Source organism: Oceanobacillus limi (assembly GCF_900111445.1).
Lineage (GTDB): Bacteria > Bacillota > Bacilli > Bacillales > Amphibacillaceae > Ornithinibacillus > Ornithinibacillus limi.
In genome coordinates this window covers 1-14,893 of record NZ_FOHE01000013.1, presented here as the reverse complement: position 1 = coordinate 14,893, position 14,893 = coordinate 1, and the positions used below count along the sequence as shown (strand labels likewise).

13 protein-coding genes and 1 riboswitch are annotated in these 14,893 nt (G+C 39.7%); of the genes, 1 reads left to right on the top strand and 12 read right to left on the bottom strand.

From position 1 onward, the window contains the following. Positions 1-60: 60 nt before the first annotated feature. A riboswitch (cobalamin riboswitch) is annotated at positions 61-241 on the bottom strand. A gap of 179 nt (positions 242-420) precedes the next feature. Continuing rightward, positions 421-1,458: a methyltransferase domain-containing protein gene (locus BMX40_RS13560; protein ID WP_090870806.1), complete on the bottom strand. Its 1,038-nt coding sequence runs from the start codon at positions 1,456-1,458 to the stop codon at positions 421-423. A 239-nt stretch (positions 1,459-1,697) separates the two neighbouring features. Here BMX40_RS13560 and gdhA point away from each other — a divergent pair, with 239 nt between their 5' ends. Then, positions 1,698-3,074 carry an NADP-specific glutamate dehydrogenase gene (gdhA, locus tag BMX40_RS13555; protein ID WP_090870804.1) on the top strand — a complete coding sequence of 459 codons (1,377 nt, stop codon included), beginning with the start codon at positions 1,698-1,700 and terminating at the stop codon, positions 3,072-3,074. Between the two features lie 562 nt (positions 3,075-3,636). On the opposite strand, the gene BMX40_RS13550 is transcribed toward gdhA, so the two are convergent. The 11 genes from BMX40_RS13550 to BMX40_RS13500 form a co-directional block, all read right to left on the bottom strand. After that, positions 3,637-4,431: an ABC transporter ATP-binding protein gene (locus BMX40_RS13550; protein WP_090870802.1), complete on the bottom strand. Its 795-nt coding sequence runs from the start codon at positions 4,429-4,431 to the stop codon at positions 3,637-3,639. Between the two features lie 4 nt (positions 4,432-4,435). Next, positions 4,436-5,419, bottom strand: a complete 984-nt coding sequence (locus tag BMX40_RS13545) for an ABC transporter permease (protein WP_090870800.1) — start codon at positions 5,417-5,419, stop codon at positions 4,436-4,438. Between the two features lie 108 nt (positions 5,420-5,527). Further along, on the bottom strand, positions 5,528-6,508 hold the full coding sequence (locus BMX40_RS13540; protein WP_090870798.1) for an ABC transporter substrate-binding protein: 981 nt from the start codon (positions 6,506-6,508) through the stop codon (positions 5,528-5,530). Between the two features lie 173 nt (positions 6,509-6,681). Continuing rightward, positions 6,682-7,701, bottom strand: coding sequence for an alpha-ketoacid dehydrogenase subunit beta (locus BMX40_RS13535; protein ID WP_090870796.1), 1,020 nt, complete (start codon positions 7,699-7,701; stop codon positions 6,682-6,684). 3 nt (positions 7,702-7,704) lie between these two features. Continuing rightward, positions 7,705-8,760 (bottom strand): pyruvate dehydrogenase (acetyl-transferring) E1 component subunit alpha, encoded by a 1,056-nt coding sequence (pdhA, locus tag BMX40_RS13530; protein ID WP_090870794.1) that lies wholly within the window; start codon positions 8,758-8,760, stop codon positions 7,705-7,707. Positions 8,761-8,777: 17 nt separating this feature from the next. Then, positions 8,778-9,932, bottom strand: coding sequence for a Glu/Leu/Phe/Val family dehydrogenase (locus BMX40_RS13525; protein ID WP_090870792.1), 1,155 nt, complete (start codon positions 9,930-9,932; stop codon positions 8,778-8,780). A gap of 32 nt (positions 9,933-9,964) precedes the next feature. Continuing rightward, entirely contained in the window at positions 9,965-10,360 is a 396-nt protein-coding gene (locus tag BMX40_RS13520; protein ID WP_090870790.1) for a thioesterase family protein, read from the bottom strand. 277 nt (positions 10,361-10,637) lie between these two features. After that, positions 10,638-11,606: an NAD(P)H-dependent flavin oxidoreductase gene (locus BMX40_RS13515; RefSeq protein ID WP_090870788.1), complete on the bottom strand. Its 969-nt coding sequence runs from the start codon at positions 11,604-11,606 to the stop codon at positions 10,638-10,640. Positions 11,607-11,648: 42 nt separating this feature from the next. Then, complete coding sequence (locus BMX40_RS13510; RefSeq protein WP_090870786.1) at positions 11,649-12,425, bottom strand: enoyl-CoA hydratase-related protein; 777 nt, start codon at positions 12,423-12,425, stop codon at positions 11,649-11,651. Between the two features lie 145 nt (positions 12,426-12,570). Then, positions 12,571-13,776 (bottom strand): thiolase family protein, encoded by a 1,206-nt coding sequence (locus BMX40_RS13505; RefSeq protein ID WP_090870784.1) that lies wholly within the window; start codon positions 13,774-13,776, stop codon positions 12,571-12,573. Beyond that, positions 13,773-14,648 carry a 3-hydroxyacyl-CoA dehydrogenase gene (locus BMX40_RS13500; RefSeq protein ID WP_090870782.1) on the bottom strand — a complete coding sequence of 292 codons (876 nt, stop codon included), beginning with the start codon at positions 14,646-14,648 and terminating at the stop codon, positions 13,773-13,775. The genes BMX40_RS13505 and BMX40_RS13500 overlap by 4 nt, the downstream gene beginning before the upstream one ends. Between the last annotated feature and the right edge of the window lie 245 nt (positions 14,649-14,893).

Genomic DNA, 14,893 nt, shown 5'->3' with positions numbered 1-14,893 from the left:
GCTTTAAACGACAGAAAATTATCAGATCTCTATCGCCTCACCTTCTCTTTCCCCGGAGAAATGAAACTACAAGTTATGGCAGGTCTCCTGACTTGTGTATCTACCTACTAAAGACCTTCCCATACCATCCTCAGGTACAGTGGATATCTCGTTCGTCCACACTTACAGTTGCGGGGACAGTTCTAGCTTTTAACTAGATTCCCTTTTAAGACAAAATGTCACCTTAACTCGTCGATACTATATATAGTATATTATTTTTATTATCTTTCAATATATTGTATATAAATCCTATCATAGGTTAGTAGAAGTTGCAATAGTCTTATCTTAATAAAGTGAACCTGTAATTAGTGGATTTATTCTTCCTCCCTCACAGATTGCTAGATAACATTTATTTTAAGTGTCTGGGATAAATTCTACTACCTATGATGTAAGTTCCGCATAAATTAATCCTAAAATTGGATTGAGTTGACGACTTTCAACATGAAAACCATGATTGGTGAGCCAATCGACAAGTAAGGATCGATCTGCATAGTACTCATCCTCAATCACATCAATTGCAATATGATTTCCTTCGTTTCGATAATTTGAAATTACCGCTTCCCGATGTTCCCTATCACGAAACATTAAATCTGCAATGCAAATTTGTCCATTTGGCTTTAAAACGCGAACCATTTCTTTTAAAGCCAATAATTTCTCATCATCCGGAAGATGGTGAAGTGCATAACTTGTGACCACCGCTTCTACCGACTGGTCTAGTATAGGGAGAGCAAGGAAATGTCCCTTACGTGTTTCAATCTGTTTATGCTTTTCTTTACACATCTCCAGCATCTTTTCTGACTGATCAACACCAATTACGTGAATTCCTTTATCTAAAAACTTGACACCTAGATTCCCTGTACCAATTCCAACATCCAAACAAATATCTCCAGGTTGAAGTTTGGTATGTTCCACGACTTGCATCAGTGCTTGATCATACCCTTCATGTACGTTAAATGAGAATCCCGATTTTTTTAAACTCTCATCATAGTATGATGCTTGTTCATCAAAATTCCAACGATCTTCCCACTTTTTTCGAATGGTTTTTAGATTTTTCAAATGCTGTGCTAATGTATAAAAGTCTTTCGGGAATTCTCCATCCGTTGTCTTTTCCACCATGACATCGATTGTTTCAATCATATCCCTCATTTCCATCCATTTCTCATATAATGCAGAACGTTGGATATCAAGATATTGCTTTACATTCATATCTGTTTTTTCTAGTATACCTTTTATCTCGGTTACAGGAATTCCAATTTCCCTTAAAGCTAGGATCGTACTCAATCGAATTAGGTCCTCTTCTGTAAACAACCGATAGTCATTTTCTGTATCTTTTCTTGGAAAAATTAATCCCTTTTCTTCATAAAATCGAATCGTTCTAGTAGTTGTATTCAACCGATTTGCTACTTCCTTAATTTGCATACCCCTTCAACTCCTTTCTTATTACTTTACATGTTAACGTAACGGAAAGGTAAAGCACTTTTACTGATTAAATTTCGAGTTCTATCACAAATTATATAGTAGAATATGATTTCTTTGGGCTTGTAACAAAATTTTAACAAGTTATTTACTTCTTTTTCACGCAACTTCTTGTTATAATTTATAACTAACTATTAGTACCTAGTACTTAAAATGGTTTACTTGAATATTAGGAGGACATCATGAGCTTACTAACAAAGAATGACGCATCTATTGATGTGCAGAATTATATTGACCGTGTATATGAAAAAATGAAACAGAAAGACCCTAACCAAGATGAATTTCATCAGGCTGTCTATGTCATATTTAAATCCATTAAACCCGTTTTAATTAAGAATCCACATTATATAAAACATAATATCCTGGAACGAATCGTAGAACCGGAAAGACTTATTACCTTTCGCGTCCCTTGGATAGATGACCAAGGAAATATTCAGGTAAATCGTGGCTATCGCGTTCAATTTAACAGTGCAATAGGACCATATAAAGGCGGATTACGCTTTCATCCTTCGGTAAATACGAGTATCATAAAATTTCTTGGGTTTGAACAAATCTTTAAAAATGCGCTCACAGGTCAGCCTATCGGTGGTGGGAAAGGCGGAGCAGATTTTGATCCAAAAGGAAAATCGGATAACGAGATCATGCGGTTCTGTCAAAGCTATATGACCGAATTAGCAAACCATATTGGTCCAGATACAGACGTACCTGCAGGAGATATAGGTGTAGGCGCTCGTGAAATTGGTTATCTTTTTGGCCAGTATAAGAGAATGCGTAAGAGCTTTGAAGCAGGCGTTTTGACAGGAAAGGGGCTTCTGTATGGAGGTAGTTTAGCACGTAAGGAGGCTACTGGATATGGAGCTATTTACTTTGTAAAAGAAATGCTAAATAACCAGGGCCAAACCTTCGCAGGAAAAAAAGTGGTTATCTCTGGTTCTGGTAATGTATCTATTTACGCTATGGAAAAGGCGATCGAGCTTGGAGCAACTGTTATCGCATGCAGTGATTCAAACGGCTATATATATGATGATTCCGGTTTAAATGTACAAACTGTAAAACAATTAAAAGAAGTAGAACGAAGAAGAATCAGCGAATATGCATTGATTCATCCAAGTGCAACTTTTGTAGAGGGTAGTTCTGGAATTTGGTCCATTCCATGTGATATTGCTCTACCTTGTGCTACACAAAATGAACTTGATAAACAGGCTGCTCAAAAATTAGTTGATAACGGCGTAAAAATTGTAGCCGAAGGGGCAAATATGCCGTCTACTGCTGATGCCATAGCTATATTCCAAGACCATAAAGTTCAATTTGGACCAGCAAAAGCAGTTAATGCTGGTGGAGTTGCTGTTTCTGCGTTAGAAATGGGGCAAAATAGTTCTCGTATGTCTTGGTCATTTGAAGAAGTTGATCAAAAGCTACAACAAATTATGAAGGATATATATCAAAACAGTATCAATGCAGCCGAAGCGTACAGAAAGAAAGGAAATTTAATATCTGGTGCAAGTATTGCAGGCTTTACAAAGGTAGCCGATGCGATGATCGAACAAGGAGTAATCTAAGAAACAAGTTTTTCCTATTTGGGAAAGCCTGTTCAATTGGGTTAAATTCAGGTTAGGAGTTGGCGTATAAAATGTTATTCTTTTATTCGACTGATTGTGGAATACGTAATTCGTCAGTAAGAAAATAAGATCCATCTAACCACCTTTGGGTCCAAAAGCGTAACGAGGTTCCTCATCAATAAACGAAGTGGTTCCTCATTCCGCTAAATGGTCGAAATCACCCATCTGGAGCATAGTTTCGGTTCCTCATTCCTTTATTCACCTATTTTTAGTCAATTTTCACTAATCTATGTCTAATAGAGGAATGAGGATCCTCATACCCCTTGTTTTGGCAGTGTTTTGGTCATTTAACGGAATCACAATCCTCATCAATGACGAAGTGGTTCCTCATTCCCTTATTACCTTGGCTGAGTCCGAACCCGAGGATAGCGTTTGGCCGCAACGGGAATCAAGTTGCGTTACGTCACATTATAATCATCAAGCGAAGTTCACTAAGTAAATGCTAAAGGTTCCAATTAACAACAAAGACGCCATCATTAGATGACGTCCAACATTATGATTACTATCCCAGAACTGCTCGGTCGCTTTCGAATTGCTCGCCACGAATCCGTTTAAATTCTTGTAATAAATCTTCAATTGTTAATTCACGTTTTTTATCCCCATTGATATCTAAAATAATTTGTCCCTTATCCATCATAATCAGTCTACTTCCTAGGTCCAAAGCCTGCTGCATATTATGGGTTACCATTAATGTGGTCAAGCCAAATTTTTTCACAACATCCTCTGTAATTTGAATGATTAATTCTGCTCTAGACGGATCAAGAGCGGCCGTATGCTCATCTAGCAACAAGATGTTCGGTTCCGTAAACGTAGCCATCAATAGTGATAAAGCCTGCCGTTCACCACCAGATAATAACCCTACTTTTGCTGTCAGTCGATCCTCAAGACCTAAATTTAAAGTCGTTAAATATTCTTGGAAGAAATCTTTTCGCTTTTTGGTTACACCTCGTTTTAATCTTCTTTTTTTATTCCGCGAAAATGCCATCGCCAAGTTTTCTTCAATCGTCATTGACGGTGCTGTTCCTGCCATTGGATCTTGGAAAACACGACCAATCATAGTTGATCGTTTATATTCAGGTAGAAAGGTCACCTTCTTATCATCAATAAAAACGTCTCCAACGTCAGGGGATAAATTTCCTGAAATCACATTCATTAAAGTTGATTTACCAGCACCATTACTACCAATAACCGTAACGAATTCCCCTTTTTGAAGATCTAAGTTAATCCTTTGTAACGCATTTTTTTGATCAGGTGTCCCCTCATTAAACGTAATGGATACATTATTTAGATTTAGCATAATGCTACGCCTCCTCTACTTGCGCGCTAAGCTCTGCCCGTTTACGTAAACGCCGCTTCTGTTCTTTTCGAGCCTGAATCATTTTTGGTGCAATTAAGGCAATAATAACTAAAATTGCTGTAATTAACTTCATGTCACCCGACTCTAAGAAATCCACCTGTAGAGCCAGCGTTACAACAATTCGGTAAACTACTGCGCCACCTATTACCGCAATTGTTGCAATAGCAATTGTTCTTTTACCAAAAATAGCCTCACCAACAATAACTGATGCCAGACCAATAACAATCATACCTATCCCCATATTCACATTAGCAAAGCCACCGTGTTGAGCAATCAATGCCCCAGATAATGCGACTAATCCATTCGATATCCCAATTCCAACAATAATTAAAGAATCCGTATTTGCCGATAGACTGCGGATCATTTTTTGATTGTCACCGGTTGCCCTTAAAGCTAAACCTACTTCTGTTTTTAAATAATAATCTGTTAAAAACTTTATTCCTAGCGTTACGATAATCATTACGATTACAATAACCCATGTTGTTGGGACTCGATCTGCACCAAGCGCAGTTAGTATCCCATTAAAAAATGCGTCAATTCCAAGTCTCGACCATATTGCTTCCAGTTGTTGAAAGATGGTGGATTCATTCAACATAGATACGGTCGGTTGCCCCATTATTCGTAAATTAATCGAATATAATGCAATCATCATAAGTATTCCTGATAATAATGCATTAATTTTTCCTTTCGTGTGTAGGACACCCGTTATACAACCAGCTATAAAACCAGCCATTGCCCCTAATACCGTAGCAAGTACTGGTGGTACACCATTTACAATTGAAATTGCCGTTAATCCTGCACCCGTTACAAAGCTACCATCAACCGTCAAATCGGGAAAGTCTAACACGCGGAAGGATAAATAAACCCCCAAGGCCATGATTGCATATATTACTCCTGATTCAACTGCACCAAATAATGAAATAAGCATATTGTCCTCCTCCACGCACATCGATAATCTATTCCATTGTCTTTAGAGTAACAAAGCAGGCCAATAAGCCTGCTTCATTGGATACATTCTACTTTTATATACTATTTATCACTCTTCTGTTTCAACAAATTCAGCTTCATCGTCCCACTCGTCTTGCCATTCGATCCCTTGCTCTTCAGCCGCTCCTTTGTTAATGAATAATTGAATTTCTGAAGGATATTCTGGAGCAATATCGTTCGGTGATTTTTCTCCTGTTAAAATGTCTGCAGCCATTTCACCGGAGCGATAACCAATTGTGTAGTAATCAATACCAAATGTCACAAAACCACCCTTCGCCAAGGAATCTGGTTCCCCAACAACTAAAGGAATATCATGTTCATTCGCAACTCCTACCACACTGTCTAATGCTTCTACAACGGTATTATCCGTTACGATATAAAATACATCAATATCGCTAACAAGTGTTGTTGCAGCCTGCTGTACCTCAGAGGCATTCGCGACTGTACGATCTTCAATACTTAAGCTAGTTCCATCCACTGCCGCTTCTACTGCTTCTATTTGTGTAACAGAGTTTGGTTCCCCAGCATTATAGATCAAGCCAACTGTTGCACCTTGGAAATACGTATCAATGAAGTTCACCGTTTCTTCAATTGCATTTGGATGTAGATCTACCACGCCAGTGATATTTTCACCAGCTTCATCCATGGATGGTACTAGATCTGCATCTACAGCATCCGTAACAGAAGTAAATACAATCGGAATATCGTTTGTTTCGTTCAATGCACCTTGTGCACTAGGAGTTGAGTTTGCAAATATTAAATCAACACCATCTGCTACAAACCCTTCAGAAATTGGCTTTATATTGTTTGGATCACCTTGTGCACTTTGAAAATCATAGTCGACATCTAACTCTGCATCTTCAAGAGCAGCTTGAAATCCTTCATATGCCCTGTCTAATGATGGGTGCTCAACGATCTGGGTAGCACCTACGCTATAAGCACTTCCATCCCCTCCTGTACTATCGCCACACGCAGCTAATACTAGAATGCTAATCATTGCTAAAACCATTAATTGAAGCCACTTCTTCATTACGTATTCCCCCTTATTTTCATTTAATATTCAAAATATATTTGACAAATTATATCACATCACAAATTTCAGTCAACCTATTCTGAACTATCTAATAATTATGTAAACGCTTTATCCCTTTATGTCAAAAGGTTTACGTTTTTTAAAAATTCTAGACCTTTTTTCCTAGCATACTAAAATTGATACGTATCCTGAATTGCTTTTAACACTCGTTCAACGGTTGGAAGATAATGTTCTTCCAAGGCAAAAAACGGAACTGGTACATCAAATCCTGTTACCCGATTTATTGGTGCTTTCATATAAAGGAATGCTTGGTCATTTATTGTTGTAGCAACATCATTTCCTAAGCCACCAGTAGCATGTGCTTCATGTACAATGACAGCTCTTCCTGTTTTCTTTACAGATTCAGCTATTACGTCCTTATCTAATGGATAGAGCGTACGCAAATCAATTACTTCACAGTTAATTCCTTGTTCCTCCGCCTTTTGAGCAGCTTTTTCAATAATTGGTACCATAGCTCCCCAAGCAATTAACGTTACATCCTCGCCCTCTTTTCTTACGTTTCCTTCACCAATGCTTACATGGTATTCTTCGACTGGAACTTCCTCCCGTGAAGATCGATAGCTCCGCATAGGTTCTAAGTAAAGTACTGGATCTGGATCTTTCACTGCTGCAATTAATAACCCTTTCGCGTCATATGGAGTTGCCGGACACACAACCTTTATTCCTGGCATATGAGTAAACAATGCTTCAGTTGAATCCGAGTGTACTTCCGGAGCACGCACCCCTGCACCATATGGGGCTCTTATTACCATTGGTACGGAAAAATGACCCATTGTTTTCATTCGCAAACGGGAGACGTGGGTCATAATTTGATCATAAGCTGGATAAATAAATCCCATAAACTGAATCTCCGCAATTGGTTTAAAACCATTTACCGCAAGCCCCACTGATGTACCAATGATGCCCGATTCTGAAAGAGGAGTATCCACAACTCGATCATTTCCGAATTGCTCTTGAAGTCCATCAGTCGCCCGAAACACCCCACCATTTTTCCCAACATCTTCCCCAAGGACTAGCGTTGTTTCGTCCTCTGCTAACATGGTTTTCATTCCATCATTAATCGCTTGGATTAACGTCATTTTTTGAGTAACAGACGATGGGTTCCCTACTTTCTTTAACTCCGTAGTCATTACTTACTCCCCCTTTATATGTTCTAAATAAGATTCTTTTTGAGCCAATAATTGCTGAGGAGGGTTTGCAAATACATGATCAAATAAATCTTCCACTTTTGCCTTTGGATATTTTTCCATTTCCTGTACGGCTCTTTCCACTTCATCTTCTATTAATACGTGCATCTCCTCCATTTCCTTCTCATCCCAAAATTCGTAATTTTTCATGAACCGTTCCAATCGTATTATTGGTTCAACAACATCGATTCCTTGGTTATCTGGCCGATATTTCGTTGGATCATCAGCAGTCGTATGAGCTCCGGTTCTCCAAGTAACAGCCTCTATTAATGTTGGCCCATCACCATTCCTCGCCCGCTCAGCTGCTGACAACGTTTCAAAGTACACCGAGAAACAATCATTCCCGTCGATTCTGACACTAGGTATTCCATAAGCAATCCCCTTTTGTGCAATTGTTTCTGAATTCATTTGTTTCTCGATTGGTACCGAAATAGCATAACGATTATTCTGATTAAAGAAGATTGTCGGTGTTTGGAATACACTTGCGAAATTCAGTCCTTCATGGAAATCTCCCTCTGAAGTCGCACCATCTCCGAAATAAGCAATGGCAAGATTTCTCGTTCCTTTTTTCTTCTCCGCCCACGCTACGCCTGCTGCATGAGGAATTTGTGTCGCAATTGGAACCGCGGCTGGAAAAATATTCTTCCCATCTGGAGGAACACATCCTTCTACCCTTCCATTCCAGTATAAAAAGGTTCGACTCATATCTGCCCCAAATGTTAGCATTGCACCATGATCTCGGTAGGTTGGAAACATCCAATCACCTGGCCCTAGAGCTAGTGCACTCCCTACCTGTGCAGCCTCTTGCCCCTCAAATGGTGGATATGTCCCAATTCGACCTTGACGTTGTAAATTTTTGGCCTTTCTATCAAACGTTCGGATTCTGTACATATGGTAATAAAAGCGCTTGACAAATTGATCATTCAGTTGATCCTTAAAGGACTCCTCTAGCAAGTTCCCTTGATCATCTATGATTCTCTTGATTGGAAATTTATCTTCCATGCTGATAACCTCCGATTCTAATAAGACGATTGATTTCGTATATCCCATTTAGGCCGAACCGACCTAGTATAAAAACTATTTCTTCGGGCCTTTTCCGCTATTAATTTTTCACATATTCGATTAGCTGCTTCCAGTGTTGTTATTTGGTGAGAATTTGCTTGTTGATAGACATCGAGGATGATATGATAGATTTCTTTTGTTTTGGAAAGTACTCGTTCTTTGTTTGCCCCATATAATTCATCTGCTACTTGAATGAGACCACCTGCATTGACAATATAATCAGGAGCATATAGAATTCCTTTTTCTGCTAACCTGTTTCCATGCTCTTCTAGTTTCAATTGATTGTTTGCTGATCCAACAACCGCTTTTACTTTTAAAAGATCAATCGTTTCGTCATTAATCACTCCACCCACTGCACATGGGATGAATAGATCCACATTCTGTGAATATATTTCATGGGGCTCCACAACGGAAACCGCTCCTGACGTTGTTGCAGCTTTACGTTGGATTGATCTTATATTTTCATCACAAACATCTGTTACAGTAATATGTGCACCTTGCTCCAATAAGTACTCTGCGACTTTATAACCTACTTTCCCAAGTCCTTGGATGGAATAAGTAGCTCTACTTAATGTATTAGAACCGAATAACGTTTGATTGGTTGCCCGGATGCCATAGATTACACCCATCGCAGTCGGAATGGAGGAATCACCTCCACCTCCATATGCTTCCGGTACTCCCACAATATTCTTTGTCTCTCGCATCGAATGGATAAAGTCATCCATTGTCGTACCCATATCTGTACCTGTGTAGAATCTACCTCCTAGCGATTCTACAAATTGTCCAAATGCGCGAAACAACTCTGCTGTTTTATCCGTTTGAGGATCACCGATAATAACTGCTTTTCCTCCGCCAAAATCCACATCAGCTGCTGCACATTTATAACTCATCCCTTTTGATAGCCGGAGGACATCATCCAAAGCATGGTCTAAACTGGGGTACGGATGCATTCTACACCCACCAAGGGCCGGCCCCAATGTCGTATTATGTATTGCTATTATTGCACGTAAACCAGAGGAAGGATCATTACAAAATACAACTTGTTCATGTTCGGACATCTTATCTAAAAGTTTGAATTCTTCATCTACAGATAACCCTTTGGTCAATCCCATCGAATCCTCCTAAGCGTAATTACGTTTTTAAATTACTTTGAAGATATAGATAGCTTTTCTTGAATCACTTTCTTCGGTAAAATAACCTGCTTAACCTCTCCCTTACCTATTAACCCTTTTTCATTAAAGGCTTCTACAGCTGTAAATACTTGTTGGCCGTCAAATGCTGTTAAGGTTGCTGTAAGTATAACGTTGGAATGTAATGGAGAAGCATTTATATGTTTAATTTCTACTGCCGCTCCCATCCCTTCTTCATGTTCTTCTAAAAAGGGGAGTATTATTTTTCGAGAAACCCATTCCATGTGATAAACCATTGCCACCGTGGAATAGACCGGGTGTACGACTTTACCTTCAAAGCTCGCAAACATATCTTCCGTCACTTTAATTTCAATTGTCTCTTGTCGACCAATTTCCATACCGGGCTTCAAGGTACCACTCCTCTTTTAGCCTAATTACTTTTACTACTGTACTTAACGTGTTAACTAGAAACATTTAGAATTCCATATTAAAACGCTTACATAATAACGGGTTGATTCACATTAAATAATATGACGTTATTTAAACGTTATTTTATCACTGCGTAATAATGCAGTCAATATTATATTTTGAAAAGTCGTTATTTTTTGTTATTTTGTGTATTGCTCTGACCGTAAGACCCTACAACTTAGGAACGAAAAAGATGTTTGTGGGATAACTAACAATCTTTTACCTTGCTTTTATTGAGCGTTCCAACAGATTGCTAGTGTCTTCTATTTGCTGGACCGCCCCCTGAAAGATCCGATTGAAGAGTTCCTTCACACTTGGAATATCATTAATGAGCCCAGCAACCTGGCCACCATTCATGAATCCATTTTCTTGATCCCCTTTTATCGCTCCAACTACATGTTGTTGTTCTGAAGTATATTCCCAGTATTGCTCCTGTGTCATTTCGCCTTTTTCTAGCATGTGTAGTTTTTTCGCATAGTTATTTTTTATAATTCGCCTTGTTTGACCAACAGAACGACCAACAACAATAGCATCCTCCCCAGTTGCTTTAAGTAAACTTTGCTTATACGCATCATGAAAAGGCGCTTCCTTTGTAGCGATTAATCGAGTACCGAGTTGAACACCGCTTGCCCCTAACATAAATGCAGCCGCTAGCCCTTTCCCATCACCAATTCCCCCAGCTGCGATTACTGGGATTTGAACGTGCTGGGTGATTTGAGGAATTAATGTGAATGTCGTTAGTTCTAAGTTCGAATTAATACCTGCAGCCTCAAATCCTTCTGCCACGAGCATATCTGCACCCGCTGCTTCTGCTTTTTGGGCATGTTTAACCGTTGCTACGATAGCTATCACCTTAATCTGATGCTCTTGTAATAAAGATATATATGGGGCAGGGTTGCCAGCTGATAATGAAACAGCCGGGATCTGATGTTTAATTGCGAGTGTAATTAATGTTTCTGTATGTGGAGTTACGTTGATTGCAATATTAAGAGCAAATGGTTTATCTGTCTGTTTTTTCGTTGCAATAATTATTTCTTCCACTTGTTCAGGTGGCATGGTACCACAACCAATTGTCCCCAGTCCACCAGCTTCGGAAACTGCAGCAGTTAATTGGGCATTACTAATGTTTCCCATACCACCTTGGATTATTGGAAAATCAATTTTTAATAGATTACATATTTCATGCATCAATACCCCTCCCTATTTGCTGTTGTACCAGTAATATAAACTCTATCTCCCCTTAAAATTAGGAGCTCGCTTTTCACTAAATGCTAACAATGCTTCCATTCGATCTTCTGTAGGTATCGTTTGTTCATAGGCTATTGCTTCTATTTCAAGTCCTGTATGAAGATCCGTATTCATTCCCTGGGAAATGGCAAATTTAGCTTGTTTAATTGCGATAGGACCGTTTTTTATTATTTTAAATGCAAGCTCCTCACAAGTTTCCATCAATTCGTCCTGCTCTACTACCTTAAGTAATATCCCAAGCTCCATCGCTTCGACAGCAGTAAGTTTCTTTGCAGTAAAAATTAATTCCTTCGCTCTCATTTCTCCTACTAATCGTGGTAAGCGTTGAGTTCCACCAGCTCCAGGAATGATCGCCCAACTCGTTTCGGTTAACCCCATCTTTGCCTCGGTTACTGCAATAGCAAAATCACAAGCTAACATTAATTCAAATCCACCACCAAAAGCATAACCGTTTACCGCAGCAATTGTTGGTTGAGGAAGCTTCGCTATCTTGTTAAACGATTCTTGAATAGCCTTCACGTTTCTTCGCACTTCTGTATCTGTTAGTGTCTTTCTTTCTTTAAGATCAGCACCAGCACTGAATGCCTTTGTCCCAGCCCCTGTTATAATTACTACTTGAATATCAGAATCTAGGTGAATTTCCTCTGTAACTTGTTGGAGTTGTATTAACGTTTCATAATTAAAACAGTTTAACACTTGTTCACGGCTTATTGTGATATAAGCAATGTGGTTTTTCTTACGGTAAATAATATTTTTCACCGGTTAACTCCTTTCGTTGAGAAATTATGTTTATGAGCGTTACTTTGTCGTTTTTGAGCGAGTAGCTTTTTTTATGAGCGCAACTTTGTCGTTTTTGCGCTAAATTCCCGCGGTTATGAGCAAATCCACGATGCACCTACATCCTTTAATCAGCTATATTCTCGACAATCATTGCAATCCCCTGACCAACACCAATACACATCGTCGCTAAACCAACCTCGGTACCTCGTCTTTTCATCTCATGGACAAGCGTCGTTAGGATTCGAGCGCCACTAGCTCCAAGTGGATGACCAAAAGCAATTGCACCTCCATTAACATTTACTTTCTCTGGATTCAGCTCTAACTGTTGAATACAAGCTAATGACTGGGAAGCAAAAGCCTCATTTAACTCTATTAGCCCGATCTCATCAACTCTGAGTCCCGCTCGGTCTAATGCTTTTTTTGATGCATGGATTGGACCAAGCCCCATTACAGAAGGCTCTAATCCCGCAGTAGCACTTACAACATATTTAACAAGCGGCTTTACTCCTAATTCGTTTGCTTTTTCAGCACTCATTAGTAAAAGAGCCGAAGCACCATCATTGACGCCAGATGCATTTCCTGCTGTAATTGTCCCACCATCAAAGAGGGGGCGTAACTTCGCTAGCTTATCAAGTGTTGTGTCTGGCCTTGGGTGTTCATCCTGATTTACTTCTACAACTTCACCTTTACGAGATTTGTAAACAACTGGTATGATTTCGTCAGCAAACCGGTTCTCTGCTATTGCCTTTTCAGCTCGTTGCTGACTTTCAAAAGCAAAGCGGTCCTGCTCCTCTCGTGAGATGTCACATTGCTCGGCAACATTTTCAGCCGTTTCTGGCATCGAGTCTGTTCCATATACTTCCTCTAGCTTTCTATTAATAAAGCGCCAACCAATGGTCGTATCAAATAATTCCCTGTTCCCTCGAGCAAAATCTTGATCAGGCTTTGCCATTACGTAAGGAGCGCGCGTCATACTTTCTGTACCTCCCGCAATAAATATATCTCCTTCCCCTACAGAGATAGCCCTAGCAGCATACATCACTGCATCTAGACCGGAACCACACAACCGGTTAATTGTTGTTCCACTAACTGTAACAGGCAGCCCAGCCAGTAATGCAGACATTCTTGCAACATTGCGATTATCCTCACCAGCCTGGTTGGCATTACCTAAGACAACCTCCTCAATTTTGTCAGGAGAAATTGCATTATTACGTTCTAATAATGCCTTAATCACAGTTGCACCAAGGTCATCTGGTCGTACATGTTTTAAACTACCTTTATATCTCCCAATTGGGGTACGAACAGCATCTACGATTACCACTTCTCTCATTTTTTCACCATCTCACCGTCAGCAGTATAGTCATATACTCCTTTACCAGCTTTCCTTCCAATTCGACCTGCTTTTACATATTGCTCCAGTAAGGGTGCTGGTCGATATTTTTCCCCTAATGTTTCATGGAGGTATCTTAGATTGTTTAAGCGAGCATCCAACCCTACTAAATCCCCTAATTCCAAAGGTCCCATCGGATAGTTCAACCCAAGACGAATGGCTTTATCTATATCCTCCGCCGAGGCAACACCTTCCTGTAGCATATGGAATGCTTCATTTCCTACAAGTGCACTAATTCGACTTGTAACAAATCCAGGGAATTCATTTACTTCTACTGTCTCTTTCCCCATTTTTTCTGCAGTTTCCCCAATCATACGAACCGTTTCATCACTCGTCTCAAGCCCTCTTACAATTTCAACGAGTCTCATTTTATGGACCGGATTAAAAAAATGCATTACCGCTAGTTGGTCTGGTCGTTTCGTATACGATCCAAGCTCGGTTGGACTTATCGTTGATGTATTAGACGCTAGAATCGCATGCTTTGGTGCATGAGTATCTGCTACTTCGAGTATCTGTTGTTTTAAGTTTCTCTTTTCCGGTACTGCTTCAATAATTAAATCTGCATCCACTACTGCCGTTTCAAGATTACTAGATGTATGTAAGTGATTTAATAGATTCAATGATTCTTCTACTGATAACTTCCCTCGGTCTACTCCTTTTTCTGCAGTTTCTTTTGCATGCTGATATGCTTGTTGAAGAATTTGCTCTGACACATCTACAACTATTGTGTGAAAACCAGCAAGGGCCGAGACATAGGCAATGCCTCGCCCCATTACACCAGCCCCCACGACCACAATCTGACTAATAGTCATGGTACACCCCTTTCTACTGATTTATTAAGGACTTTTCAATCATCGTTCTATAAGGCACATAACGTATATAATGCGATGTAACTTTTGGTTTCACCTAATGGAAATATTGTTGATAGCCGCTACGGCAGAACGCTTCGCTTTCCGCGGGCACGGCCTCAGCTTCCTCAGAAGCAAAAACCGCTTCTTCCGGGATCTTCGGACTCGTGCTGTTCCCGCAGGAGTCTACGCATTCTGCCTCCGCTGTT

Excerpts from the sequence above, each read along its gene's own strand:
- BMX40_RS13505 (WP_090870784.1), bottom strand. The coding sequence starts at position 13,776 with ATGAGAGAAGTGGTAATCGTAGATGCTGTTCGTACCCCAATTGGGAGA.
- BMX40_RS13540 (WP_090870798.1), bottom strand. The coding sequence starts at position 6,508 with ATGAAGAAGTGGCTTCAATTAATGGTTTTAGCAATGATTAGCATTCTA.
- pdhA (WP_090870794.1), bottom strand. The coding sequence starts at position 8,760 with ATGGAAGATAAATTTCCAATCAAGAGAATCATAGATGATCAAGGGAAC.
- gdhA (WP_090870804.1), top strand. The coding sequence starts at position 1,698 with ATGAGCTTACTAACAAAGAATGACGCATCTATTGATGTGCAGAATTAT.
- BMX40_RS13545 (WP_090870800.1), bottom strand. The coding sequence starts at position 5,419 with ATGCTTATTTCATTATTTGGTGCAGTTGAATCAGGAGTAATATATGCA.
- BMX40_RS13500 (WP_090870782.1), bottom strand. The coding sequence starts at position 14,648 with ATGACTATTAGTCAGATTGTGGTCGTGGGGGCTGGTGTAATGGGGCGA.
- BMX40_RS13515 (WP_090870788.1), bottom strand. The coding sequence starts at position 11,606 with ATGCATGAAATATGTAATCTATTAAAAATTGATTTTCCAATAATCCAA.
- BMX40_RS13560 (WP_090870806.1), bottom strand. The coding sequence starts at position 1,458 with ATGCAAATTAAGGAAGTAGCAAATCGGTTGAATACAACTACTAGAACG.
- BMX40_RS13525 (WP_090870792.1), bottom strand. The coding sequence starts at position 9,932 with ATGGGATTGACCAAAGGGTTATCTGTAGATGAAGAATTCAAACTTTTA.
- BMX40_RS13550 (WP_090870802.1), bottom strand. The coding sequence starts at position 4,431 with ATGCTAAATCTAAATAATGTATCCATTACGTTTAATGAGGGGACACCT.
- BMX40_RS13535 (WP_090870796.1), bottom strand. The coding sequence starts at position 7,701 with ATGACTACGGAGTTAAAGAAAGTAGGGAACCCATCGTCTGTTACTCAA.